The organism is Cylindrospermopsis curvispora GIHE-G1 (genome assembly GCF_014489415.1).
In the GTDB taxonomy this organism is placed as follows: Bacteria; Cyanobacteriota; Cyanobacteriia; order Cyanobacteriales; family Nostocaceae; genus Raphidiopsis; species Raphidiopsis curvispora_A.
The window spans coordinates 1,784,333-1,811,299 of the sequence record NZ_CP060822.1; the positions used below are offsets into that span (position 1 = coordinate 1,784,333).

The following is a 26,967-nucleotide window of genomic DNA, read 5'->3' on the forward strand; positions in this document are numbered from 1 at the left end:
TATGCAAATTTTTCCCCGAATAATTGAGAATATATATCAATCCGTGCAAAAATCCCTAAACTTTCTTTCCTCCTACATCCTGCCAAGAAACTTCCTGTTGTCGCCGTGACACCAAAAAAGCACTAAAACGTAACAAATTCGCCAAATCTTCCGATTTTGTACCTAAAACTTCCCCCTCTCCTGACTCTCTAGCTGTTTCCTTCGCCCCCCAAGCCCATTGTTCCCAAGCGTCCAACCACCCAAGTAAAGCAGTTTCCACTTCCTCAGCAAGTTGTTGATCCCGACTTACAAGTATTGCTTGTGCGGCTTTACGAAACATAAAACTATCTTTAGTCACCTCTGCATGACGTGGCAACTCTTCACTTAAACGATACAACACTGGACTAAAATCTACCTCTTGATATGCTTGCAAAAAATTCCACCATAATGGCAATAAATGACCTTTCATTAAAGCTTCTAAGGTATTGCCAGAACCGTAAATTACCCGAAAACACAAACCATCTTTATTGGGATAAATAATTTCATCTCCTAGAGAGTCCTGCCTTTTTTCTTTGACACCCGACAATTTTTTCGCCCGTTCTTTTTCTGCATCCCAAATACTTTCTAACACCGTTGGTAAAGGTACACTTTTATGGGCAATAACAACACCTAAACTCATAGTCGCATCTTTACCCATTGTAAATAAAGGTCGTCCCGGAATTTCTAAAGGTCGTGTTTCTTCATTTTCCCAAAACCAATATCCCCCTTTACTAGTAAACTTATTTTCTGGGTCATCTTCACCACGCCAAGCTGCACGCAACGACCGTAAAAACCCCGGTAAATCTGCTAAAGGTAAGGCAGCCATGACATCATCACCACCACTATAAATGACTTTACCACAATGTCTTTGCTCGGCAAGATAGGGTACTAATCGGTTAGAAAAATCTAATAAAGCCCGATTTAAACCAACGTGGGTAGCTGGTCCCATGCGTTTTTTAGTATTTAGTAAATTATCCCATTTTTCCCATTCTATATTTTGAGTATCTACCAAATTAGCAACAATATAATCACTATAATTTTTCAAACTGCTGCCATCTACATACCCTCCCATACCATCGCCATCACCTAATACTAACACCCACCAGTCAGCCGGACTACCATCACCAAAATGCTTTCTTTGTACGGTATCAACAACTGTTGACAAAGCAGATATTTCTGTGGCTTTGAGATTCATGTCATCTGCTAACCATTTACTAGAAAACATCACCGCATTTAAACCTTTTTTATAATTGGGTAGTGCTTGTTTTAAAGCTGCATCAGCACAACGGACTTGAAATGGACGATTAGTACGAGAACAAAAATCATCATGTTTTGATTGTAATTCTGAATTTTGCTCTATTTGTTGTCGCAAGTCAGACCAAAAAGATTGTATAATTCTTGGATGAGAAGTAGCAAAATTAGCCGCAGCAATGGAACAGAGATTGGGAAAACGAATTAACCCTTCATAATCATCATCTGAGTTTAATTCAATTCCTAAATTTTCTGCCACTCCTCCATGTCTCCAAGCTAAACGCTTTGTTAATTCAATAGCATTGAGTTTTTCAGAACCATTGAATACACCAGGATAAACAAAAGCCATAACTTTCCAAAATAACCCCAATGACTCAAGCGGTAAACCCAGTCCGTTGTGAAAGTTTTGATAGAGAAATCGGGGATGTAAGGCTGTATATTGACCAGATAGAGTAGAACGTTCACCAGATGCAATAGGTATTTGCCAAGAACGAGTATTTTTAATAGCTTGAATGGCTTTAGCTAATCTGCGTTGAAAACTACCCCACCAAGTACCAACATTCAGGGAATCATAAGCATTTAATTCTGCTGCTGTAGGTATGCTTTTTTGATGGTTGGGATTTTCAGTGTCATTATTTTGCTGAGTTATGCGAATATCTGCTATTTGATTTTGTCCTTCTATCCATTTTTTTTGAATATTAGAATTGATTTGGATTTGTAAATCTTCTTCAGGATTTCCTAAAGGTACAGCTACAAAGTAAGTTTCCCAGGTATGATTAATTTGGGCATCCCATAAACCATTCCATTCCCAACATCCCGGTTGACGCAGTTTTGTTAATTCTGTTTCGAGTTCTTCTCTGGGTGTTTTTTTCGCTTTTTCTACGGGTTCTTTCTTGTTTTTATCCTTAACTTTTGCTTCGGAATTTTCTCCTAACAAATCTTTGGCGATTGCGTTCACAACTTCTTTTAACTTATCATTATCTGCTATTTTATCTCGAAACTTACTTTTTACATCTTCTCGCACTTTTCGCGCCATTTCTTGCCAATGATTTTTTAATGTTGCTTCTAAATGTTTACCGAGTTTAATTGCTTCATTTTTACTTCCTACCAAAACAGTAATGACGTTAGGAAAACCCGCAGTACATAAACTTTGGGGTGGGTTATTCTGATTCCAAAACTTGCTGATGGGATCTGTTCCTTCATATTTATGAAAATCAGCTTGAAAATCAGGATAACGTTTTAACAACAAAGCATCAATAATTTCTTGACTCCAAAGAGAAGGAGTAATGACTGCATCGGGTCCATAAAGTTTAGCAACTTCCCAACAAATAATTGCACTCAGGTAATGTAAGAGATATGAACCACCCCAAAAGTCAAGAAACTTACGTGAGGCTTTAATAAATTCCTGCACGGGGGAAAAGGTAAAGATTAATAAATAAGGATGGGTTTCTGCTTTACCTTGTTGCCAAGTTTGGGGATACATTGCCCCAACTAAAGCTGCAACCGTAGTCTTGTAACTATGGTGAGAACAGTCTGGTAAAATAGAATGGGCAGGAGTTAAAAGTGCTACATCATATGATGCTAATAATTGAGGATAAAACCGCCAACACCACCAATACAGTTTAGCTATTTTATCATCTTGGTCTATATCTGTTTGCGGGGAAATACGTTGCCACACAGTTTGAATTTCTGCTGCTATGGCCTCTAATGACAAGTTTTGAGGATAATTAATTATTTGTTCTTGTCCACTGAGAGGATGTCTTAATTCTATTGTATCCCCATTATTTTCAACTGTCTTTAAATTCACCCGGTCAGAAGAACTGCTAATAGCTGCGGCTATATGTCCTTGAGTTTCCCACCATTGAGATAATGCGTCAATATCTGCTTGAAAAACCTCGAGATGTTGACACATAAATTCTGTATTGGGAGAATTTTCGGTAATAGTAGATAACAAAGCGTAAAGTTTGCGTTGATGAAAGTTCATATTTAACCTGGTATTTTTTGCTTGTGGTGGGTAATAGGGCAATACTTTTTGATTAAGCGCAAAAACATAATTATGTGAGCCGAGTTGACGTAATTGAGCCTGACATAGATAGGCTTTTGTTAGATTGCGCTGTTGCTTAACCTAACCTACGAAAACTCTTAACCGAACAGTATTGGGGAATAGAGGGCTTTATCTGCCGATTTTGATGATTTTTGCACTCTGGTTAGTCTTGAATGTGGTTTTTGACAATCTGTATAACTAATTACAAGTTTCATCATAACATCAAAGTACCTAAGCCGTGTTAATTTGACGCGAACAACAAAATTAAAAGTTGTAACGATTAGTTATAGATTTGTTGTAATTGGTAATTTTAGGTAATGAAAATTTGGGAATCTTCAAGGTATTTTTCGTGATTCGCGTTAAGTATTATTAAGAATTAGTAATTTAGCCTAGTATATATTTATTGATTTTTAATCATTTCTTTTATGTCTCCAATTTGTCATTGTCTTATCGGTCTTCCTGGTTCCGGAAAGTCAACCTTTGCTCGTCAGTGGGTGGAATATGATCCTAATTGTGTAATAATCTCTACAGATACAATTCGGGGGGAGTTGTTTGGTGATGAAAGTATACAAGGTGATTGGAATTTAATTGAACAGGAGGTATTGAATAGGGTTAAAGTTGCTGTTGCTTCTGGTCGTTCTGTAATTTATGATGCTACAAATTTTAAGCGATCGCAACGTATGGATATATTGCAAAAGTTTGCATGTGTAGGTGCAGAAACTTGGATGGGTTGGTATTTAAAAATACCCTTAGATGAATGTTGCCGCAGAAATGAACAGCGACAACGGCAAGTTGGTAAAAACATAATTGAGAGTTTCAACAAGCAGTTAATAAACTTTGAACCCATTGAAGCAGAGGGTTTTGCTAAAGTAAATGTTGTGCCAATGGTAAATGGCAAATATGACTTTTCTCTAGTTGCAAAACAGATTAAAAGTTTACCTCGTTCTATTGTTAATCGTCGTAATTGTAGCCAGAAGAAAACTTTACATCACTATTCTGGTTTAATTGATTTTGAACGATTAATGTATTTGATTTCGTTAATTATTAAATTCCCTGGGTTGGGTTTACTCCATGAAATTAATCCTGATCTTTTACAAAAGGAGTTAGTTGGTAATGTTCAACCTATAACAGATTCTTTAGATGAAATATCTGCATTAATGTCGCGTAAGTATCATTCTATTTATGCTCAACCCGAAGCTTTAGCTAATGATTTGCAATGGTTAGAAAAAAATGGAATTCTTAATGAACAAGGATTAGCATCAGAAATTTTGGTTGGTGAATATACAGGAAATATTGATAAATTTGAGGCACATACCTATTCTGATAGTGATGCCTTTTTACGATTAATAACAATTATTCGCTGTTTGGTACACTTCCCTTGTTTTCGCCATGAGGAAGACGAGGATAAAACAGTTCAAGAGATATTTTTTGAAAGCTTGAAAAAATATATTGTTGGTTTTAGTCAAGACACACTGCGTAAAGATATTCAAAGAGTTTTACACCCCTATAAAATATTACCTAAGGATATTATGAAACGTGCTTATTTTGTTGGCAATGCAATTTTAAATAAACATGAACTGGTACAGGTTTATAAAGTGCTTCGTTCTCATGCTAAAGATTTAGATGATCCTATTTCTTTATCTATTTATGAAGGGATTGAGAAAAAGTTAGAATTAAGTCAAATATTGCGTCCTCAGAAGAACAAAAAAGCAGATTCTAAAGAGCCTGGTGAATCAGAGTCTCAGGATTCTACTCAAACCGATTCTGAGGACTATACTGATGATTACCGAGTGAGAGCGATCGCTGATAGTCCCGGTATTGATCTGGAAAAATTGTCAGACAACGCAGCTTACAAGAAACTAGATCAACTTACCGAAGCTATTTTATCAGGTCAATTATTAGAACTTATCCGCTTTGCAAATACAGGACGTCATCTTAATGATCCCTATCCTAACCAACTATTCCAAGTCTGGCCTTTACAAATTGTATTTTCAAAAATAGGCTGGTATTTAGGCTACGAAACCAAAGGTGGAAAAGCTGATAAATTATTTAGATTTGAGCGATTAGATCGCTTTTCTATTAATGAGTATTTACCAACAAAACGCGACAAAAAAGAACAGAAAGCAGCTTTATCTAAATTAGAAAAATTATACCAATCTAGCTATAGTTTATTTTTAGGTAATAGCGTTGACGAACAGCAAAAGTATTTAAATCCTAAACAACGTTCTTCTGTAGAAATTACAGTAGAAATATGGTGTGAAGAAAGCATTTTTAATTTTCTGAGTGAAAGAACTAAACGATTACCTCATAATAAAATTAAATTCTCAAAGCGATCAGGAAAAAGAATTTCACAAGGGGAGACGATATTTGTTTTACCACTAACAGAAGATTCTAAGTATCCTTATTGTTGCCAACTGACTTTACCCTGTTGGAGTATTGAGGATATAGACCTCAGACGTTGGATTATTGGTTTTGGAGATAAAGTTAAGGTTGTACAACCATTGGAGATTCGGGAACAAATTAAGTTAATGGCGGATGGGATTAATAAGCTATATCAGTAGTTTTGAATGAGTTGTTTTATAAAGAGCAGATGCAAAGAGAAGAGACTTTACAAGGAGGGAGTGCGTTGGCGAAATTAGTCTAAATCTTCTTCAATCAAACCAGCATCTTTCAAAATACTTTTCAGTGTACCCGTAGGTAGATCACGATTTCCATGAACAGGTATAGAAAGAATCACACTCATACCTTCCCTAACATAGATATGATGACTACCTGTAATCCTTTTTAGATTCCATCCATAGCGTTCAACAATCTTACACAGAGACTTACCAGAAACGGATTTCATAAAGATAACTCAATTAACTGTTTTTGTGGTTCAACTTCTTCTTGCTGACTAGCAACTTCTAACCAACCTTGAACAGCATCTTTCAACATTTCTAATAAATGTTCGTAACTTTCACCCCAGGTATGACATCCTGGTAAAGCTGGTACAGAACCACACCATACACCGTCTTCTTCCCAAATAATTGCTTTTATTTTCATAGCCAATTCCTTGAACTAACGATATTTTAGCGCAGAAGGAGTCAGACGTACCAGTTTAATAAAAATGAATAATCGCTGTTTGGGGAGTTGAGGAGGTGCGATCTTATAGCTTATTGTAGGCGATCGCTCTCATATTTTAAATTTCTCCCCATTCCCTAGCATCAATAAAAATAGAAAGATGCTTTTTATTGCTCGTGGCAATAATTACCTAAAGACAATGCGTTTCTATTGATTCCACTTCCCAGAGGGAAGCGGGGAGATTAACAGTGTAAATGATTTTTTGTAGGAGATTAAGGCGTTTCCATTGATTCCACTTCCCAGAGGGAAGCGGGGAACAGCTTTCCAAGACTTCTGACCCGCAGTTAGTTATGAAGTTTCCATTGATTCCACTTCCCAGAGGGAAGCGGGGAGCCGCGCGCCTTACACTTTAAGTTACCTGTAAAAAAGATGTTTCCATTGATTCCACTTCCCAGAGGGAAGCGGGGCACCGAGGGCCAAGAGGCTCTACTCTCCATCACCCACGGTTTCCATTGATTCCACTTCCCAGAGGGAAGCGGGGAGGATTTAAAAAATGACAGCAGAAAAAAATCAGGAGGTTTCCATTGATTCCACTTCCCAGAGGGAAGCGGGGATACAGCGGTTTCTTTGGTCGAGAAATCAAGGCTACGTTTCCATTGATTCCACTTCCCAGAGGGAAGCGGGGGGATATAGAACCCCTGCCCGCTCCAGTAGAACTCATGTTTCCATTGATTCCACTTCCCAGAGGGAAGCGGGGAAAGAAGGTCGTGAAGGTTTTAGCAAGAACGTTCAAGTTTCCATTGATTCCACTTCCCAGAGGGAAGCGGGGAATTTTAATCCATATGCAGAAGAGGAAGAGAAGGAAGGTTTCCATTGATTCCACTTCCCAGAGGGAAGCGGGGTAAATAAAGACCGGATGAGGTTTCACTACCTAGCTAAGGTAGTTTCCATTGATTCCACTTCCCAGAGGGAAGCGGGGCCTCGATGGTACTATCAGGATCTCAAAGATCATTTTGGTTTCCATTGATTCCACTTCCCAGAGGGAAGCGGGGGGTATTTTATACGCCTATTGAAACCGTTAGGTACTAGCGAAAGTTTCCATTGATTCCACTTCCCAGAGGGAAGCGGGGTTATATTTTTGTTCGCTCTGGCCCTTGGCAATCTATCTACGTTTCCATTGATTCCACTTCCCAGAGGGAAGCGGGGTTCTAATACTTCGTTGGGTAATGCGGTGGGTAATGTCAGTTTCCATTGATTCCACTTCCCAGAGGGAAGCGGGGTATTACGCAACCAAGCTGGAATCATCCAAGTCATCTGTTTCCATTGATTCCACTTCCCAGAGGGAAGCGGGGACTACCAATTGTAAAGGACTTAGTAACTAGGGAATATTTGTTTCCATTGATTCCACTTCCCAGAGGGAAGCGGGGACCTCCATTTTAAGCCCTTACCCTGACTGGTGTCTAGACCCACTTTGCGAAGGTCAGCAAATTTTCTCTGTTTTTCACCCCTACCACCCTCAAAATAATGGCTGAAACCCTTACACCACAAGGCTGCGAGGTTCCCGACGAAATAATAGGCATTCCAGCGTTTTTTGCTGACCTTCGCATTTCATTCGTTAATCACTGAATTTACTGTCATTAATATCACTTTAGCCCTTAATTAATACTCAATAAATAATCTCAATACTAATCGTTAATTAACCCATCTAGCTATATCATTATAACTGATTCATGCTCAAATAACTAGTATTCAAAAACAAAAATTTTATTGTATATTTTATTTTTGCTTAGACTAAAGTAAACAGATATCATATAGATTAAAACTTTACCTAGCATGAATACTCAGATAATAATAGAATTGGGTAATTGCACTATGGGTACTCCCACTCCCCAAGCTTCTATTTGAGGAATGGTATGTTTAGATAAAGGATAAAATCTAATATTATCCTCTTGTAACTTGATAATCTTTTTCAGTCGGGAATGCAAATCACGATATTGCTGTGTGCTTAGTTGACACTCAAATACGGAATACTGCACTCGCTGACCATAACCTTCTAGTAAATCAGCTACTTTCTTGCGCCTTTTATCATCAGGAACATCGTAGGCAATTACATATAAAAACATAATTAGAAGTACCACTTAATAATACCATAAACTTATAATGTAATTCAGCATAAAATTAAGACATTCTGCTGTAAAGAAAAACTAATGTATTCTATATGGACGATAGTGATGGGCAGGATTGTAAACAAACTGCTTAAAAGCTCTTACCTGTTGAGTGAGTAAGTCCCACTTTGGTTGTTTAGTTCCATCCTCCGTTTGTACTTCCTCTGTCATTCTTTGCAAAAAAGCTTGTAAAAACTTTTTTCTTCCTGAATTATTTAAATAACATCCCCCTTTTATAAACTCAAAATCAGCTCCTACATCAAAAATATTGCGATTGATTAACCACATAACCAATGAGTCTATTAATGGGGAGCGAAACTCTTCAATTAAATCAGAAGCTAATGCTGGATGACCATCATGACCTTGATGCAAACAACCATAGTAAGGATCTAAACCTTGAATTTCTATTAGTGCCAATAGATGATTCCAAAGCACTTGATATCCAAAACTCAACATGGCGTTGACCTGGTTTCCAGGGGGACGACGACTGCGACCTAAAAAAATAAAATTCTCGTTGCTAAGACATTCCCCAAAAGCTGAAAAATATTGGGCAGCACCAGCGCCTTCTATCCCCATTAGTCTCTCACAACTGTCAGCTGATGCAGTTTGCTCTGCTAAATAATTAAGGCTTTCTAAAACACGTTCTAAATTAGCAGATGCTGTTTTTTTCTTCTGTCTTTGCAATAATACTCTACTGTTCTTTATTTTACTTTTAATAATCTCCCTCGCTGTTACTAATTTTTCCATAGCAGAAAGTTGTTGTTGATAACGAGACAGTTGGCGATATCCTCTCGATATTGGTAAAATTCTGCCATAGCAGTAACCCATTCTGGATAAATAGGCAATAGGAATGTCGCGCAACAAACAGGCTCGAACTACTTGAGTGGTTACCTGGGAACTACCAAATATTAGTATCTGTTCTAATAAGGGTAACTGCACTTGTGCTTGTGTAACTTCACCTCTTTTTACCACTAATATCTCTTTTTGCAAGCAAATGTAGCAGTTTTGCTCAGAAACATACAGGGTTTGCATTAACGCCACCAACGTTGTAAATTTGACTTCTTGACAGCAGAATATTCGTTTCCACCAGCTTCCATATCTTTCCTCGATTCTGACTGTAACCACCATACTATCCTATCAGCAATATTGGATACAAAATAAGTAGCAAATGTTATCAGTATTGTATTGATAATAACTGCTGCTAATCCCAAGGGCGCAATCAATAAAATTACCAAGGTGATAATTCCATTAACAACGGCAACAGAAATGTTTCTAAGAGTGGCAGAGCGACGTGAAATATACACAATTATCAAGTTCCTTATTGATTTTTCTCAAGGTGTAAAACTGGGGAGCGGAAAGTATTAAACTTTTTCAATCCGTAGATTAAATTGCTTTGAGATAGAAGACTGCAATGTAACAATATAACACAAGTTTTGTAGCCATAGTCATATACGGCTGAGGTAAGTCAGAAAGTCTACCTAGCACTCACTTCTAGCCATTAACCTTTACCCTAATTGGTGTTCCCCACTAGAGGAAAGTCTGTGATATGTCAAGAATTGTTACAAAACTGAGCTTTTGTTAAAAGTGTACCTTCTAAGTATGTACTATATAGAATAAGCAAACACGAGTTAGAGAAAATGGGTAAGTATAGTGTTGTCACTTTTGCTCCCGTACAAGGTTTCATCGAAAAGTCCCGTAAACTACGAGACTTGTATGGTGCATCCCTGATTTTATCTTATTTAAGTAAAAAAATAGCCAAACATGTGGATCAAGATCCAGATTTAAGGCTAATTTCTCCCGCAAGTCCTAACATTCTCAAGGGAATGCCCAATCGTATTCTAATTAAGGGGGAACTCACAAAAGAAACAGCTGAGCATATTATACTCTGTTCCTGGAAGGAATTACTAAAACATTGCCGAGAATGGATAGAGGGTAATATTACCAACTGTGGTCCATATTACTGGGAGAGAGAATGGAGTTTATGGGGTTCCCACGCATGGGAAGTATTCCAAGGCTCTGGTGATACTATTATTGCTGCAATGTCTGACCTAGAAGTTAAAAAGTTATCCCGCGATTGGAGCGCTGTCAATTGGATTGGCGAAAGTTCTAGTTTAAGTGGATCCGATGGTATTGCATTCCCTGATCTGGGCTCAAGTCATCGCAATCCTCAAACTTTGAATTATGGGTGGGAAAAAGAACAAATTCAAAATTTCTATACTGAATTAGCTAAATTAACCGACAATACGGAGGAAGAAAATCCCGAAGGTAAATTTATTGCAGTCAATGAAAAACTCAGTATTCCCGAACTGGTTAAACGTCTCATAACATGGCACGAAATTCAAAAGGGAATTAATATAGAGCGATCGCTCACAAATTTTAGAGAAATACAACGTAAACCAACGGAAACCTTTAAGGGTCAGTGGACAGGATGGTTTATGGGGGATGGTGATAGAGTCGGATATCACTTGCAAAAACTAGCTAGGATGGAAGATCCTGATACTGCAATTCACAATTTCAGCCTAGCTATACGACAATGGGGTAGAGATTTTGAACGAGGATTCGATTTAGGTAAGGTAGTTTATGCTGGTGGTGATGACTTTTTAGGGGTAATTTATAGTCAAGATCCTAGTCTTTCTGTCTCCCCATTAACTGCTTATGAGTGGTTGCTGGGTTTAAATGATACATGGAAAAAACATGAACAAGAAATTTCATTGAGTGTTGGTTTTGTCTGGGTAGCAGGTAGTGTGCCTCAGCGAGATGTTTTACAACACTGTCGGGAAGCTGAAAAAGTAGCTAAGTCTCGGGGAAGAAATAGGATAACTATGCGCATACTATTTAACAGTGGTCAGTATGTTCAGTGGACTTGTCCTTGGGACTATTTGGATATTCTAACCAAATACAAAGACAGAGAAGGAAAAGCAAATTGGAGTCACATTTATCAAGATTTGGCATATTTAAAATCCCGGCGTGCTTTTGATATTGATGATCGTACTAATGTCAATAAAACTAAACTGGTTGAAATAACAGCCTTGGTAACAGCTTTGCATTTTTTAGATCTTTACTTCCCTAGTCAAGATTCTGAACCAAGTTTGGTTACTACCTTGATCAATCAAATGAATAAAAATCAAGAGGAATTAGCTCAAAAATTATCAGGATTTAGTGATGATGCTGATACCATAGAAAAGGCAAAAGCTATTATTGATTGGATTACGGACTTAGTAGAAGTAGGTTGGCATTTATGTTCAATTACTTAATTAGTATTAGTCCTTTGGGACTTATGTATGGCAGTGCGGGGGCATTTTTATCTCCGGAAAACTTAGTAGGTCGCTCTGGTGCTAAATTCCCCCCTGAAGCTGCTACTTTGGCGGGTCTCATATTTAGCATCAATAAGGTCAATAACAAGCGATCTCAAGTAGAATTAAGAGATAATTTGTATGTAGCTGGGCCCTTTTGGGCAAAGTCAGATAATCCACAGAACTTTTTTGTTCCCATACCACGCAATAAAATTATTGGCAAAAAAGAATGGGGAGAGTGGAATATCCAAAATGGCGAATGGTATTTGCCTAACAAGCAGGATAATAAACAAGAGGAGAAGCTAGACTATAAATTGGAGTCAGATTATAATTGGCAAACCATAGAGTCGTGGAAATTACCTACCAAAGAACTAGTCAAAGCTAGTAAACCTAGTAATGATTCTTGTAACCTTGCTAATGATCCTTGGAAATTTGTTTCTTTTCTCCACCCGAAAATTGAGTTTTCAGCAAGACGCGTTGAAAAATCCGATGGATTGTTTTTAGAAAACTCCGTACAACTACCAGATGATGTTTGTTTAGTCTATTTATCCACTTATGATATCGATAATGGTTGGTATAAATTCGGGGGCGAAAATCACATTGTGGAAATAACCTGTAAAAAACTTCAACCCAAAACCAAGGAATTACTCCAACAACCCATTGGTAAAAGTTTTGCCTTATTGACACCGGGAGTATGGGGATCCAACCGTATTTCTCACCGTTATCCCCACCCAGAAGATGACAGTCATCCCTTTCCCCAGGTTGTGCAATTACTCACAGACAAAGCAGTTCCCTATCGTTTTCGTTCCCAGGGAACTTTAGGAAGAGGACGTTATGCTGTACCTGCTGGTAGCGTTTACCTCCTCAAAGAACCCATTAATCAACCGTGGTGGAAATGGGATGAAAAATGGTTTCCTAACGAAGGTTACAGTCTCAAAAAAGTAGGCTGTGGTTTGTGTTTACCAGTAGAAATTCAGGGAATTAACTAAAGGAAGAAAAAATGTACACCAAACAATATGGCATTATAGAAACACTAGCACCCGTTCATGTTGGTGCAACTGCAGGAGAAGAAAGTGGTAATTTGAACCTCATATTCCGTGACCAGTTCACCCAAACGGGGATTATTCCCGGTAGTTCCATTCGTGGAAGATTGCGGGCTGAAACTCGCATTTTAGAAGGAGAAGAAAGGGCAAATCACTGGTATGGTAACGGAGCAGATGACGATAAAAATAACGAATCTATTGTCAAATTTGAATATGCTTCTATTATTTGGATTCCCGTTTTTTGTCCAGGTCAACCCATAGTTTGGGTTACTTCTCCTCGCTTATTAAAACGTTACCAACGTATAGCTGGTGACACGGTAGAAATAAAAAAGAATGGTCAAAATAAACTTCTTCGGGAAATATCAGTTCCCACACCTTATACAGGTTCTACCATAATTAAGACAAAACAAGCTGCAGGAGGTAAAAGAACTATATTTTTTAACCTAGGATTCTTAGAAATTAACAACACTGAAGATCTATCAGCGTGGTTCCCTGAACTTGAACAAAAATCAGCAGTAGTGGTAGATGATGGGGATATTGGAATGATCCATGATATGGCATTATATCGCCAAAGTCGGGTGCGTTTGCAATCGGAACAAAAAGTAGTAGATAAGGGTGGATTTTTCAATACTGAAGCCTTACCTGAAGGCACAATTCTAGTATTTCCCATAGCTATTAGAAACAATATCCAGGGTGAACAAAAATGGCAGGCATTTGGCACTAGTAACACGGGAGATATTTATTTGGGTGGATTAGAGTCCATTGGTTTTGGTCATTGTCAATTAACAGTTAAAGGAGCGTAAATTATGACTTGGAAATCCTATAATTTAGATCAGAAAGCTCAAAAATTAGTTCTTATCTATCGGGATAAAAAAGGTGTGATTGGTCAATCCCATAAAATGCGTAGCACCGTAGCCTACGGTTTAGAAAGATTTTCCGGTGAACACCTACGACTGTTGAGTAAAAATAATGATGATGACCAACAAAAAGGTAAGTATTGGCAGGCTACCTGGAAAGAATTCACACAGATTATGAAGAATGCGGGCGTACAATTACCAGAAATACCAACTAATAATGACACCGCACAACTACAAGACTATGCATCTAGATTATGGAACCTATCTATTGATGACCAACGTGTTTGTTTAGCCGTGTTAACACAATTTTGTGATAGCTTAGTGTGGTGGACTCAACGCTATAAAAAAGCAGGTGAAAATGATGATTAATGAATTACGTTTAATGAACAGTAATGAAGTCCCCTTAATGTTTCAAGCTCAAGTTGATGGAAGGGGACAGGTTCAGTATATTGCAGATCGGTCAAAGCCAGAAAGATGGGTTGACGAATGGGATGAAGCAGTAGCAAACCTACCTAAATTTGGGACTCATGTGAGAACCAAAGAATATGAGATTTCCTGGCGTTTTCTTGCCAATAGTGGACAAGATGATGATATTATTAGACCTGTAATTGGTGCCAATGGATTTCCCTATTATCCTGGTGCTAGTATGAAGGGGGCATTTTTAAGAAGTTGCACCCGTGAACAAGGTATAAGATATTGTGGAACTCAAACTACCCAGGATACCAAACCAGGTATATTGCGGTTTCATGGTGCATATCCAAAAGATGATAGTTGGCGTGAGGAACAATTAATTGACATAGTTCACCCTCAAGAAGAATGGCAAGTTAAAAATAATCATAGTCATTCTGCATTCCTACAAATTTCCCTATATCAACCAACCCTGGTTTTTGGTATTTCTAGCAATATTGAGTTAGATGATACTGAGTGGCAAACAATTTGGGAGATTTGGGATAAAGCCATACAAAAGGGTATTGGTTCTAGAGTCAGTGCGGGTTATGGTCAACCTGTTATTGCACCAGAACAAAACCAGAATAAATTATTAAGTGTTAAACTAAAGGGCAAAGGTTTAGCATCACAGTTAATAGACAAAAGTGGTGAATTTCGTCCCAATATATTTAAAGCTGCTCTCCGTGGTCATACCCTCAGATTATTAAGTGGAATGATCAATGAAAAAACCGCAGAACAATTAACCAAAGAACTGTGGGGAGGATTTGCAGGAAATAATGGAGCCATAGCAGGAGATTTAGGGATTAGTTTTAATCCAGAAAATTTAGTCATGGGTGAGTTTAGATATAATAATGTCACCATGCCCACCTACGATTTAAAAAGTGGTACCTTAACCATTGTTTGTATGAAAAATCCTTCTCCTGAATATAGAAAGCAATTGAAACTGTTGGCAAGGGCTATTCTGCGATTTAGTATGTTGATTGGTGGATTTGGCAAATCCTCTCGTCGGATAGATCATAGAGAATTTTTTCCACAATATTTGGATAATCAAAATAGGCCCATGATTGGTTGTCACTGGGAATTCATCCCGGATTCAAAGGACTATTATTTCCCAGTTAATAATATTCCACATATCAAAAATGCCATTGATAAAGTTCGTCAAACTGTGGAAGAATGGTTAAGGTTTAAAGGAATAACACCTGAAAATGTGAGGTGTTTATGGAGAGAATCTTTTCACCCTCAGAATGTACAAATTTGGGGACGTATAGCTGAAGATAAGGATGATAGTTTAGCAGTGCATTGGTTCCATGGTAATTATCAAGGGAATCAATCAATCAAGGGTTCTACCTTGACTGGTCGCATGGGCAATATTGGCAGAATTTATCATCGAATGTATCCTCATTACAAGAAAACTGTAGATGGTAATATAGTTCGCCAAAAGGGGTACGTAGAATTACTCACTATTTTTCCTGGTGCTAATTCTCCTGACCAAACTAGACAATTTTTGGCTTTTTTAGGAACACCTGCAAGTAATTTCCAACGATTATGGGGCCACTAAGTAGGGAGGCACAATTATTTGTAGGATGGGTGAACCCATGCGGGCGTTGGGTTCACCCATCCTACGTTCATCTTATATTTAATTCCTCTCTCGACAATCTAAATCATCGAATACTAAGATTAAACTACATACTTTTTATGTCCAGAGCATACTTCGCTGGATATAAACAGTCCTTTTCCACAAGAAAAAAATGTGTGGCGCAGCAATAAAACTGCGATCGCTCTCCACTCCTCTAATAATATTGGTCTAGCCTACCTCTAACTCAGAGGGTAAAAATCCATTAGCTTGCATTTTCCATAATTTGTGATAGGTTCCACCCAATGCCAGTAAATCATCATGAGACCCATCTTCAACAATAGTTCCTCTGTCGAATACCAAAATACGATCCAGATGGGAAATAGTAGACAAACGATGGGTGACCACAATCACCGTCTTATTATTCATTGCCAAATCTAGTGTTTCTTGAATTGCCTTTTCAGTAATAGAATCTAAACTGGAAGTTGCCTCATCTAGAATCAAAATTGGTGCATCCTTTAAAATAACTCTAGCAATAGCAATCCTCTGTCTTTGCCCTCCAGATAATTTCACTCCTCGTTCACCTACCAAAGAATTATAACCATTTTTCATTTGGGCGATAAAATCATCAGCATAGGCCTTAATTGCCGCTATTTTCACATCTTCATCTTGGGCGTCTAAGCGACCATAACGGATATTTTCTATTAAAGTTCTATGGAATAGGGAAGTGTCTTGAGGAATTAAGCTAATCTGGGAATGGAGAGCATCCTGAGCCATTTCTCGCACATCTACCCCATCAATAAGAATTTTTCCCGATTGGGGGTCAAATAATCGCAAAATTAAATTGACAAAACTGGATTTACCAGAACCAGAGAATCCCACCAGTCCCACACGTTGTCCTGGTTCGATTGCCACAGAAAGATTTTCAAAAACTTTTTTTTCTTGAGAATAACTAAAGTTTACCTGGTGAAACTCAATCCGTCCTTGGGAAAATTGATGGGTAAGTGCATTCTCTTTATCAATTAATTCATGAGGTTGAACTATTATATGAACTCCACTGGCTACATTACCAATAAAGTCAAAAAATTCAATGAGCCTGCGACTTAATTTTCTCGAGTCACTGATGATTAACAATGACAAACTGGTTGCTACAACAAAATCAGCTCCTGTGATTAATCCCTTACTCCACAAATATATAGAATAATACAAGGTAGTAATTTTAAGAATTGCAGCAGAAATATATTGAAACCAACGAATTCTTTCTCCGTACCAATTAGACTTTTTTACTTCCTCTAGTTCATGTTTTAGCTGATCATCTAAATACTTCCTTTCAAAGTCAAAATTGGCAAATAACCTGGTGCTACTAATATTTGTTACAGCATCAACAATCAACCCATTAGTGTTACCTTTAGCTACTGCTGCGTTGCGGGAGTAAATTTGACAACGGTTGGCTAACCAAAAGGAAATGACCATAAAAAAAACTGCCCATGTACCAACTAATGCTGCTAGGGGAGGATAGGCACGATAAAGCAAAATTGTGGATACAATGCACACAATTATTATAGGCATAAATTCGGTAATCAGCACGCTGATTATTTGAGTAACACCTATGGAGGTTTCACTAATACGATGTGCTAATGCTCCTGCAAAACTACTACTTAAATAACGATAGGAATGATATTGTAAATAAGCGTACAAAGATCGGACAATATGCTGGCGATGAATGAGAGGCACAAAAGTTTGCAAAAAACCTGATGCACGACTAAAAACTACTTCACCAATACTGAGCAGAATAAATAAAGTTAATGGTTGTTTAATAACTTCAAAGATTTGCGCATTATTTGAATTAGTTACTGTGACACTACGAAGAATTTCCCCTATACCATAGGGCAACATAATTCCACAGGTAGCATTTAATATCTCCAAGATTACCATTGCTACATACCACCAGCGAAACTGGTTGACAAAATAACAAACAAATCTGAATGGTGTATTGGGCAAATTTGGTGCATCTGATGCACACTGAAAAGAGTGCCAAGGTCTTAGTTTTTCAGAAAGTACTTCTTCCTGTAACGGTTCACCGCTTCCCACCAAAGTATATTTTAAATTAGATACATCCATATTTTCTTCTTATAATATAAATGAGGTAAGTAGTGCCAATAGAAAAATTATGAGTCTTGAGTACACGAAAGATTCCACAGCACTTGAAACTCTCTAATTAGATAATACATATATTTCGCAGTTAGATAATAGGATAACACCCATAAGTAATATTGATTAGAGGAATGTGGGTGTAAACATTCACATAGAATCCAGATAACGACGTAACTTGCTACTAAAAATATCAATTACTGTCACCACAACTAACAATACTAACATCATAGTAGTCGCCTTATTATACTCAAAACCGTCTATATAACTCTTTAACTGAAACCCAATTCCACCTGCACCCACCACACCTAGCACAGAAGCAGCACGAATATTATACTCAAACATCCACAGAGTATAACCCAGTCCCAAAGGTAACACTTGAGGTAATATGCCATACTGAACCATTTGTAACTTTGATGCGCCAATTACCCGTAAAGATTCCAACGAACGGGAATCCACAGCTTCAATAGCTTGTTGATAAAATTTCCCAAGATAGCCAATAGTGTAGATAGCTAGTGCTAAGGTTCCAGCAGGTGATCCCAAACCCGTAGCAGCAACAAAGATTAAACCTAAAATAATCGAAGGAACAGAACGAACAGCATTTTGCAGGAGATTGGCTAACCATTGCAACCACAAGGGTGCAATATTATTAGCACTAGCTACTGCAATTGGTAAGGAGAGCAGCGCACCAATAGAAGTACCCCACAAAGACATTTGTACAGTTTCTATTAGGGCCCTAACAGCTATATCCAGAACTTTCCAATCGGGGGGAAATAACCTGACAATAAAATCTGTGACGTAGGGCCAACTGTTCTTGACCAACTCAAAATCAACTTTTAAACCCTGCAATGCCCAAACATACACCCCCACAACCACTAAGAGGATAATTATATTCCTTAACCAAAAACCAAGCTGAGAATAGTGATTAAATAGAGGGTGTTTAGGTGTTTTTGTCATAGTCTAAAAGTGTGAAACCTGAGCAACTTTCTCTGGTAAATTATAAGGTTTACCGTCATAAACAATGCGCCCAGCATTCAAAACTATAGCACGATCGGCATATTTTGCAGCCATAGCTAAATCATGTAGCACCATAATAATAGTTAATCCCTGCTCTCGATTTAGTTTGACCAGGGTTTCCATTACCTGTTGAGAAGCCATCATGTCTAAACCAGTAATTGGTTCATCCGCTAACAGGATTTGCGGGAATTGAATTAGAGCCCTGGCAATAGCTACTCTTTGTTGCTGTCCACCACTGAGTTGACTGGTTTTTTGATAGATTTTACCTTTCAAACCCAGTTGTGCTAATAATTGTTGAGCTAAGAAGTGATCCTGACGAGGAAATCCAAATAAAGTTTGGGTGGTTTTTCTTTTGCCTAAACGACCACATAACACATTATCTAAAACTGATAACTGCCCAATTAATCCCCCACCTTGAAATAACATGCCAATATCTTGACGAATTTCTGGCAAGGTCTCGTTTGTCATCTGTCTATTGTTTATGTAAACAGAACCACCTACTACCGGAGCTAACCCTATGAGCGATCGCAATAGGGTGGATTTCCCTGCTCCGTTTAAACCCAATAGAACCACAAATTCACCTTGGCTAATCTCCAAATCAATCCCATTGAGGATGGGACGATTTGAGGATGGAGTGTAACTTGTTTTTAGATTGTGACATTCAATTAATTTCATGGTAGTAACCAAATTATTGTTAATTAAAAATATTCTAGCATTTTTAAACAGTTTGTGACAGGAAATAGCTTTGTAAAAAACTACCTATAGAAGTTACATATCAAAATCCACCACCCCATTTTTCGCCAGGGTTGGCTGCTGTTCGACATTATGGTTCTATGCCCAAATTTTTCAGAGCATCGCGCACGGGTTTCAAGTGACGATTATGATCAACTCTCACTAGCTCGGTGGAATTATACAAACCCTGCAACAATTGGTTATTTTCTGGTTTGTTTAACTTGAGAAAGGCGTTAATAATTTTTTCTCGCATGACTACTGGAACATCATCATCAACAACTATTCCATGAGCGGGAACACCGGATATTTTATACAGCACTCGCAATTTAGCAGCATCTGTGGTGGATATATAGGGGGGATACATGGCATACTCAGAAACTGTTGCTACATCTGCTTGACCACGCACCACTGATTCCAGTGCTTTACTGTAATTACCTCCATAAGTAATTTGACTAAAGAAACCTTCCATCCGATCTTTGTCGGGGACAAATCCGTTCTTTACCAACTCACTGACTGGGAAAATAAACCCTGATCCAGAGGTGGGGGAGGTAAAGGCAATTTTTTTGCCTCTGAGCTGTTCCAGCGTCGCTTTAGTAGAAGCTTTAGGAGTTAGAGGACTGTTTTTGGCAACTACAAATATGGAATTATAAGTGTATCTACCGGAGTAGTTAGATCTCACCTCTGCTAGATATAAACGAGAATTTGCTAGTCCTTCCGCTTTTAAGGCTGGACGACTACTTAAAAAAGCCACATCGGCTCTATTAGCTCTTAGGGCTTCTACAGCAGCAGTATCATCGCTAATTTGTGCCTTTACGGGTATTCCTAACTCCCGGGACAAGAAGTTAGCTACTTTCCCCACTTGTTCTTGCAGGTTAGGAGCATCCTTTCGACTAGGAAAGACTATGGTCAAATTTTTGAGATTTTTTGTAAGTAACAGTGGTGCTGCTGCAGAAGGATTGGAGTTAGCCACCGTCGGTTGGGTTTTCACCACATTGCTGACAAATAAACTTGTCACTGTTGCCAATGTACTGGCAATCAAGAACTTTCTTTTCCCAGTTAGGAATTGGTCAAGGTTCATTAGTAATAATTCTCAGTATTTTTGCAAATTAGTTTCAACTAATCCCAATGGTTAATCTAGAACTTTTGAGAATAAAAGTCAATAGGCTGGGGTAGAAAATTTTGGGATTCAAAATATAGTTAAAGTATTAGTATTGATTATATTAAGATTAAATACTAGCTAAACACAAACTGTTGCTACTTAATTTTTAGAGATGAAGATATAATTCTAGGGCTATTTCAAACTATAAATTTGTTTAATCGCATCCCATAAATAGGCTATACCTAAACATATCCTCCTAAGACAAAATGAGTTGATGGAGTTGACATATAACTTGATATCTGTTACTTTAAGGTGAATGTATGGTGTCTCTCTTAAAAAATCAACTACTCGTAGCCATCTGCAAGACAGTTTTGGACAAGGCTATATATTTAAACCAGCTAAATGTAAAAGCGAATGAAAATTTCCATAAAGAATCTCGGACCTATCAAGCAGGCAGAGTTTACACTTAACGAACTAACTATTATATGTGGTGGGAACAATACCGGTAAAACCTATGCTACCTATGCATTGTTTGGCTTTATCTCATTTTGGCGTGATGCTTTCTCCATAGATATTTCCGACGGAGATGTGTGGCAATTGTTAAATGAAGGTTTAATTGAGTTAAATATTGAAGAATACATCCGCAATGCACCAAATATCCTTGAGAAAGGTTGTAAGGCATTTACACAACAATTACCTCACTTCTTCGCTTCCTCCGAAAAACATTTTGCCGGGAGTCAGTTTTTGGTAAACCTGGATTCTAGTGATATACACCCTCTTTCAACCTTCGAGCGGACTATGGGTGCAGCTAAAACCCAGCTATTCTTCATATCGAAAAAAGCCGACTCTTCCCTAGTTTCAATTTCTTTGCTCGTTGAGAAAGAGCAGGTAAGGATACCTCAAGAAATAATTAGTCGAATTATCGGAGACGCTCTAAAAGACATTATTTTTGGGGACCTTTTCCCCCGTCTTTTCATTGCCAGCGCCGAACGAACTGGTGTGGCAATATTCAGAAGAGAGCTTAATTTTGCCCGAAACCGTCTCCTAGAGGAAATGAGCTCAATGGAAAAGGAAATAAATCCACTTGAATTACTTTCCAAAGTATATGCGGATTATGCTCTACCCATTAAGTCAAACGTTGATTTCACAAGACAGTTAGAAGAGCTTTCAAAAAAAGATAGCTTCATAGCAAAGAATCATCCAGAGATTACAAATGACTTCTCAGACATTATTGGTGGTGAGTATCTTGTCACGAAGAATGATGAATTATACTATAGCCCTAAAGGAAAACGCGTAAAATTGACCATGGATGAAAGTTCAAGCGCTGTTCGTTCACTACTGGATATAGGATTTTATCTGCGACATGTTGCTGCTCCTGGCGACTTACTCATGGTTGATGAACCTGAGCTTAATTTGCACCCGGAGAACCAGAGACGCGTAGCTCGTTTGTTTTCGAGGTTGGTAAATGTTGGAGTAAAAGTATTTATAACTACTCACAGTGATTATATTATTAAAGAGCTTAACACTCTCATTATGTTAAATCAGGGAGGAAAAAGGCTAAGTGAAATAGCAGAGCGTGAAGGATACCGCAAAGAAGAGTTGCTCAAAGCTGATAAGGTTAGCGTTTTTATTGCAAAAGAGGAATTGATTAAGCTAGACAGCTTAAAGAAAAAGACTTATTGCCAAACACTAGTTCCTGCTCCCATAGATGCCAAAATGGGAATTGAAGCTTCTAGCTTCGATAAAACAATTGAAGAGATGAATCGCATTCAGGAAGAAATTGTTTGGGGGGACGATGAGTAGGGACATGGAAATTCTTGCCGAACTAATTAAGAAAACCGCACAGGTTGAGCTTAAAGAGGAGAACGGGAAGTTATATGCTATACTCGATGAAACTCAATCCCCGGATTCCATGGTAAAGATACGTAACTTACCTTCGGATGCTCTGGTGATAAAAGTGGATCAGTTTCGGTCTCCTGAGGATATCTTTAATGGGACGAAAGGGGAGTGCAGACGCGCCGACTACGTTATAATAAGTTCGGAGAAGCGATGCATTCTCTATATTGAAGTCAAGCGCACAAAAGATAAATGGCATAAGATTGTGCAGCAATTAAGGGGAGCAGAATGTTTTGTAAAATACTGTCAAGACATTGGTAAGTCATTCTGGAAGGAGAGTAGTTTTCTAGCTTGCTATAAACACCGATTCGTCAGTATTGGTTGCACAAGTATAAGCATCGATAAGAAAAAGACACGAATCGATAAAAATAGCCCAATCCATGACTCGCCAGATACAGCTATGAAAATTGCCTACCCAAAATACATCCTATTCAATAGCTTGTTATGAGACTAGACTCCCTGAGTCTAGAAGATTTATGAGGAAGAGAATAGATACAAGATACAAGTAATTAGTAACTTTTATAAAAATGGTAAAAAGAAACATAATCAATCCAAAAAATCCTACACATTTGCAGACTATTTTAAACTTAATTTTACTCCACAAGACATTTTACCTTATTTCAATGTTTCCTTAGAACGTTCCAGTTTGGAGTTAGCAAAGTATACTAACGATTTGAATCTTTTAAATTTTTAAAGAACCGTATCGAAGAAGTATTACCTCATTTAAGTCTTACCAGTGAAATTGCACGCAGAGAGTTTTTGATTGCTCCAGTGTTAACAGACCTGCTACACTACACAGGAGCTACCTTAAACATTGAATATCCTATAGTAGTCAACCATCAACTAAAATGTTTTAGGCAGTAAAAAGCAAATCTAACAAATCATACTAAATATTACCAAAATCTCATAGTATATGATATAGTATATGTATTGGAGTAAATTGCTGTGAACAGCAAAAAGGTAATCCGTGTTACAAAAACTGAGTTTGGGTTGGAAGACGGCACAATTTATCCTCATGCAGTGGAACTTGATGAAGTCCCTACACTTGAAGAGTTCCAAATGTATTACGACTATTGGTTCTTTATCTTTGAGGAAATAACCAATGGAAGAAAAACTAATGACAATAAAACAGGTTTGTACTGCGCTTAATGTCAGCATTCAAACGCTTAGGCTGTGGGACGAGTCAGGTAAGTTATCAGCAATTCGGACTGTTGGAAATCATAGAAGATATAAACAGTCCGATATTTATAAACTTATAGGTATTGATAAACCATCTGAGGAAGTAGAAGAGTCAGTGGCTCTTTACTCTCGCGTCTCAAGTGGTGAACAAAAGACTAAAGGTGATTTAGATAGACAAAATACTAGACTTACAGAATACGCAGCTAAGAAAAAGTATAAAGTTAATTACATATTTACTGAAGTTGGTTCTGGGATGAATGATTCTAGAGCTGAGTTACATCAGTTAATGAAATTAGCCATAGAAAGGAGGATTACTAAAGTAGTTATAGAACATAAAGACCGTCTAATCAGATTTAACTTCAATATATTAAAAATGTTCTTTGAGTCACATAACGTTGAAGTTGAATATGTAGAAGAAGTCTTACCTAAGTCTTATGAAGCAGAGCTAATAGAAGATATGTTATCTTTAATGGCTTCATTTAGTGCCAAGACTTATGGTGAACGTTCTGCTGAACGAAGGAGGAACAAATGATATTAGTTGAGAGACACATCATTCTAAGTTCTTAGGTGAACCTAGAATACCGGGTTACAAAGATAAAACCAAAGGACGTAATGTAGTTGTCTACTATCATGAGTCAGTATATAAAGCTGAACTCAAGCAAAGGTTTTCCAGCAACTTTTAAATCAGGTGGGTCAATTTTCCGGTAAAATACTTTGAGATATTTAAATGTTGACAAGAGAATTACCATGACAGTTGCAACAGCCTTTGACTTAGAAAGTTTAAATGAACAATTTGAAACCGCCACTCCCACGGAAATTCTGGCATGGTCGGTGGAAAACATACCTACGGGTTTAGTCCAAACCAGTGCTTTCAATGTTGATGACTTGATTATTACCCATATTCTTTATGAAGTACTGGATCACCCAACACCAGTGATTTTCCTTGATACCCTTCATCACTTTGAACAAACTTTAGACTTGGTTGCTAAAGCTAAAACAGTTTATGGCTTAGACTTAAAGACCTATAAAGTACCCAATGTCTATAGTCGTGAGGAATTTGCCGCTAAGTATGGAGAGGCGTTGTGGGATACTGATATTAGTAAATTTCATCAAATTACTAAAATTGAACCTTTGCAGCGTGGATTGGATGAATTAAATACAGTAGCTTGGATTACTGGTCGTCGTCGGGATCAGGCGGTTACCCGTGCGAATATGCCCGTGTTTGAGTTGGACAATCAAGGGCGCTTAAAAATTAATCCCTTGGCTACCTGGACAAGAAAAGAAAGCTGGGAGTATGTAGCTGAATACAAGGTAATTTATAATCCCCTACATGATCAAGGATACCCGAGTATTGGTGATGAGCCAATTACTACCAGAGTAGCTGATGGAGAAGATGAAAGAGCTGGACGTTGGCGCGGTACTGGGAAGACTGAGTGTGGTATTCACATTTAACATTTAAATCTAGATATAAATCCCACACTGTGAGTGTGGGAGCGTATCATGAAAAAAAGATTGCCGTAAATCCATGATCAAAGTTCTACACCTTTCAGATATTCATATAGGAAGCGGTTTTTCCCACGGACGTATTAACCCCAACACTGGATTAAACACCCGCTTGGAGGATTTTGTTAATACCCTATCTTTATGTATTGATCGGGCCCTGTCTGAACCAGTAGATATGGTTATATTTGGTGGTGATGCTTTTCCGGATGCTACCCCTCCACCCTACGTACAAGAAGCATTTGCCAGTCAGTTTCGTAGGTTAGTTGATGCCCATATTCCAACGGTTTTATTAGTTGGCAATCATGATTTACATTCTCAGGGTATAGGAGGAGCAAGTCTTAATATTTACCGAACTTTGGGAGTGCCTGGTTTTGTGGTGGGTGACAGTTTGACCACCCATCATATTCAAACCCCCAATGGTAAGGTACAAGTAATTACTCTACCTTGGTTGACTAGGTCTATGTTAATGACCCGCAAGGAAACTACGGGAATGTCTATGGCTGAGGTTAATCAACTTTTGATTGAAAAATTACAAGTGGTTTTAGAAGGAGAGGTGAGAAATTTAGACCCAAATCTGCCCACCATACTTTTAGCCCATTTGATGGCTGATAATGCTATGTTGGGTGCGGAACGTTTATTAGCTGTAGGTAAGGGTTTTACTCTGCCAGCTTCTTTACTTATTAGACCATGTTTTGATTATGTGGCATTAGGTCATATCCACTGCCATCAAAATCTGAATAAATCCAACGACCCACCTGTGGTTTATCCTGGTAGTATTGAGCGAGTGGATTTTAGTGAAGAAAAAGAACAAAAGGGTTATGTCATGGTAGAGTTGGAAAAAGGTAAGGCCAATTGGCAGTTTTGCCCACTACCTGCTCGCATTTTCCGCACCATCGAGGTGGATTTATCCCCCAGCGACAATCCTCAACAAACATTATTGCAGGCGATCGCCAAACATGACCTAAGAGGGACTGTGGTCAGACTAGTTTATAAACTGCGTTCGGAACAATTAGATGTAATAGAAAACGCTGTTATTCATAAGGCGCTGGGAGATGCACATCATTATACGATTCACCCAGAACTAGTGAGTCAACTAGCTAGACCTCGAATTCCCGAATTAAATGCTAGTAGTAGTATGGATCCCATAGAGGCATTAAAGACCTACTTAAATAATCGTGAAGATTTAAAAGATATTGCCACATATATGTTAGAAGCTGCACAAGAGTTATTAGGAGATGATGAGACTATGATTTTAGTAGATAGATAGTGGTATATTAGTTTGTTGTATTACCCATAAAAAAGAGAGTGGGAGGAGGCATTACCAAGCGCCATTCACTCCCACTCTCTTATTTGCCGCTGAAGCGATTAGGGAATATCACTAACAAACCTGATCGTTAATTAGGGGGGTAATTTGTAATCGATTAGGTTTGTATTTATTGATCATTCCTATTGCAGCAAATGGTTATTACGTTATTAGTTTCACAAATCGAAAAGTGGAGACTAGTACCTTGTGGAACCATTAGTTTCTGTTTTTTCGTTTGTCAAATTCAATGTAACTCAATTCCAGAGACCCTGGTTGCCAAGTTGGCACTTGGTTAAGACATTATGGAAAAATTTTGCTTAGTGTTAATATTGGACA

22 protein-coding genes and 1 CRISPR repeat array are annotated in these 26,967 nt (G+C 38.0%); of the genes, 12 read left to right on the forward strand and 10 right to left on the reverse strand.

Features of this window, described 5'->3' with window-relative positions:
• Window positions 1-55: 55 nt before the first annotated feature.
• A complete protein-coding gene (cas10, locus tag IAR63_RS08150; protein ID WP_187707214.1) occupies window positions 56-3,253 on the reverse strand; it encodes a type III-B CRISPR-associated protein Cas10/Cmr2 in 3,198 nt (1,065 codons plus the stop codon).
• A gap of 485 nt (window positions 3,254-3,738) precedes the next feature.
• Between cas10 and IAR63_RS08155 the strand changes: the two genes are divergently transcribed.
• Complete coding sequence (locus tag IAR63_RS08155; RefSeq protein ID WP_187707215.1) at window positions 3,739-5,874, forward strand: WYL domain-containing protein; 2,136 nt, start codon at window positions 3,739-3,741, stop codon at window positions 5,872-5,874.
• A gap of 74 nt (window positions 5,875-5,948) precedes the next feature.
• Here IAR63_RS08155 and IAR63_RS08160 read toward each other — a convergent pair whose 3' ends face one another.
• From IAR63_RS08160 to csx18, 5 genes are all read right to left on the reverse strand, one after another.
• Window positions 5,949-6,158, reverse strand: a complete 210-nt coding sequence (locus IAR63_RS08160; RefSeq protein WP_006278808.1) for a type II toxin-antitoxin system HicA family toxin — start codon at window positions 6,156-6,158, stop codon at window positions 5,949-5,951.
• Window positions 6,155-6,355 (reverse strand): type II toxin-antitoxin system HicB family antitoxin, encoded by a 201-nt coding sequence (locus IAR63_RS08165; protein WP_006278807.1) that lies wholly within the window; start codon window positions 6,353-6,355, stop codon window positions 6,155-6,157. The genes IAR63_RS08160 and IAR63_RS08165 overlap by 4 nt, the downstream gene beginning before the upstream one ends.
• Before the next feature lie 221 nt (window positions 6,356-6,576).
• Window positions 6,577-7,800: a CRISPR direct-repeat array (repeat unit 36 nt; unit sequence GTTTCCATTGATTCCACTTCCCAGAGGGAAGCGGGG).
• A 414-nt stretch (window positions 7,801-8,214) separates the two neighbouring features.
• On the reverse strand, window positions 8,215-8,496 hold the full coding sequence (gene cas2 / locus IAR63_RS08170) for a CRISPR-associated endonuclease Cas2 (protein ID WP_006277913.1): 282 nt from the start codon (window positions 8,494-8,496) through the stop codon (window positions 8,215-8,217).
• Between the two features lie 81 nt (window positions 8,497-8,577).
• Window positions 8,578-9,570, reverse strand: coding sequence for a CRISPR-associated endonuclease Cas1 (gene cas1 / locus IAR63_RS08175; RefSeq protein WP_057176789.1), 993 nt, complete (start codon window positions 9,568-9,570; stop codon window positions 8,578-8,580).
• Window positions 9,570-9,842, reverse strand: coding sequence for a CRISPR-associated protein Csx18 (gene csx18, locus IAR63_RS08180; RefSeq protein WP_057176790.1), 273 nt, complete (start codon window positions 9,840-9,842; stop codon window positions 9,570-9,572). The genes cas1 and csx18 overlap by 1 nt, the downstream gene beginning before the upstream one ends.
• Window positions 9,843-10,175: 333 nt before the next feature.
• On the opposite strand from csx18, the gene IAR63_RS08185 reads away from it, so the two are divergent.
• From IAR63_RS08185 to IAR63_RS08205, 5 genes are read left to right on the forward strand one after another with little or no spacing between them, the layout of a single operon-like run.
• Window positions 10,176-11,792 (forward strand): Cas10/Cmr2 second palm domain-containing protein, encoded by a 1,617-nt coding sequence (locus tag IAR63_RS08185; protein ID WP_115538355.1) that lies wholly within the window; start codon window positions 10,176-10,178, stop codon window positions 11,790-11,792.
• The gene (locus IAR63_RS08190; RefSeq protein WP_057176792.1) at window positions 11,777-12,820 is read left to right on the forward strand and encodes a type III-B CRISPR module-associated Cmr3 family protein; all 1,044 of its coding nucleotides are present in this window, start codon (window positions 11,777-11,779) and stop codon (window positions 12,818-12,820) included. The genes IAR63_RS08185 and IAR63_RS08190 overlap by 16 nt, the downstream gene beginning before the upstream one ends.
• Window positions 12,821-12,831: 11 nt before the next feature.
• Entirely contained in the window at window positions 12,832-13,677 is an 846-nt protein-coding gene (gene cmr4, locus IAR63_RS08195; protein ID WP_115538357.1) for a type III-B CRISPR module RAMP protein Cmr4, read from the forward strand.
• A gap of 3 nt (window positions 13,678-13,680) precedes the next feature.
• Complete coding sequence (locus IAR63_RS08200) at window positions 13,681-14,100, forward strand: hypothetical protein (protein WP_187707216.1); 420 nt, start codon at window positions 13,681-13,683, stop codon at window positions 14,098-14,100.
• Entirely contained in the window at window positions 14,093-15,736 is a 1,644-nt protein-coding gene (locus tag IAR63_RS08205) for a hypothetical protein (RefSeq protein WP_187707408.1), read from the forward strand. Before IAR63_RS08200 ends, IAR63_RS08205 begins: the two co-directional genes overlap by 8 nt.
• A gap of 246 nt (window positions 15,737-15,982) precedes the next feature.
• On the opposite strand, the gene IAR63_RS08210 is transcribed toward IAR63_RS08205, so the two are convergent.
• From IAR63_RS08210 to IAR63_RS08225, 4 genes are all read right to left on the reverse strand, one after another.
• Window positions 15,983-17,872, reverse strand: a complete 1,890-nt coding sequence (locus tag IAR63_RS08210; RefSeq protein WP_187707217.1) for an ABC transporter ATP-binding protein — start codon at window positions 17,870-17,872, stop codon at window positions 15,983-15,985.
• A 180-nt stretch (window positions 17,873-18,052) separates the two neighbouring features.
• Window positions 18,053-18,859 carry a phosphonate ABC transporter, permease protein PhnE gene (gene phnE / locus IAR63_RS08215; protein WP_187707218.1) on the reverse strand — a complete coding sequence of 269 codons (807 nt, stop codon included), beginning with the start codon at window positions 18,857-18,859 and terminating at the stop codon, window positions 18,053-18,055.
• A 3-nt stretch (window positions 18,860-18,862) separates the two neighbouring features.
• Window positions 18,863-19,594, reverse strand: coding sequence for a phosphonate ABC transporter ATP-binding protein (locus tag IAR63_RS08220; protein ID WP_187707219.1), 732 nt, complete (start codon window positions 19,592-19,594; stop codon window positions 18,863-18,865).
• Between the two features lie 148 nt (window positions 19,595-19,742).
• Entirely contained in the window at window positions 19,743-20,729 is a 987-nt protein-coding gene (locus tag IAR63_RS08225) for a phosphate/phosphite/phosphonate ABC transporter substrate-binding protein (protein WP_187707220.1), read from the reverse strand.
• 435 nt (window positions 20,730-21,164) lie between these two features.
• On the opposite strand from IAR63_RS08225, the gene IAR63_RS08230 reads away from it, so the two are divergent.
• The 6 genes from IAR63_RS08230 (at window position 21,165) to sbcD (ending at window position 26,595) form a co-directional block, all read left to right on the forward strand.
• A complete protein-coding gene (locus IAR63_RS08230) occupies window positions 21,165-22,553 on the forward strand; it encodes an AAA family ATPase (protein WP_115538362.1) in 1,389 nt (462 codons plus the stop codon).
• A 4-nt stretch (window positions 22,554-22,557) separates the two neighbouring features.
• Entirely contained in the window at window positions 22,558-23,094 is a 537-nt protein-coding gene (locus IAR63_RS08235) for a hypothetical protein (RefSeq protein WP_187707221.1), read from the forward strand.
• Window positions 23,095-23,591: 497 nt separating this feature from the next.
• Complete coding sequence (locus IAR63_RS08240; RefSeq protein WP_152980378.1) at window positions 23,592-23,795, forward strand: hypothetical protein; 204 nt, start codon at window positions 23,592-23,594, stop codon at window positions 23,793-23,795.
• Window positions 23,749-24,357: an IS607 family transposase gene (locus IAR63_RS08245; RefSeq protein ID WP_057176801.1), complete on the forward strand. Its 609-nt coding sequence runs from the start codon at window positions 23,749-23,751 to the stop codon at window positions 24,355-24,357. The genes IAR63_RS08240 and IAR63_RS08245 overlap by 47 nt, the downstream gene beginning before the upstream one ends.
• A gap of 215 nt (window positions 24,358-24,572) precedes the next feature.
• Complete coding sequence (gene cysH, locus IAR63_RS08250; protein WP_187707222.1) at window positions 24,573-25,277, forward strand: phosphoadenosine phosphosulfate reductase; 705 nt, start codon at window positions 24,573-24,575, stop codon at window positions 25,275-25,277.
• A 73-nt stretch (window positions 25,278-25,350) separates the two neighbouring features.
• Window positions 25,351-26,595 carry an exonuclease subunit SbcD gene (sbcD, locus tag IAR63_RS08255; protein ID WP_187707223.1) on the forward strand — a complete coding sequence of 415 codons (1,245 nt, stop codon included), beginning with the start codon at window positions 25,351-25,353 and terminating at the stop codon, window positions 26,593-26,595.
• Window positions 26,596-26,967: the final 372 nt, after the last annotated feature.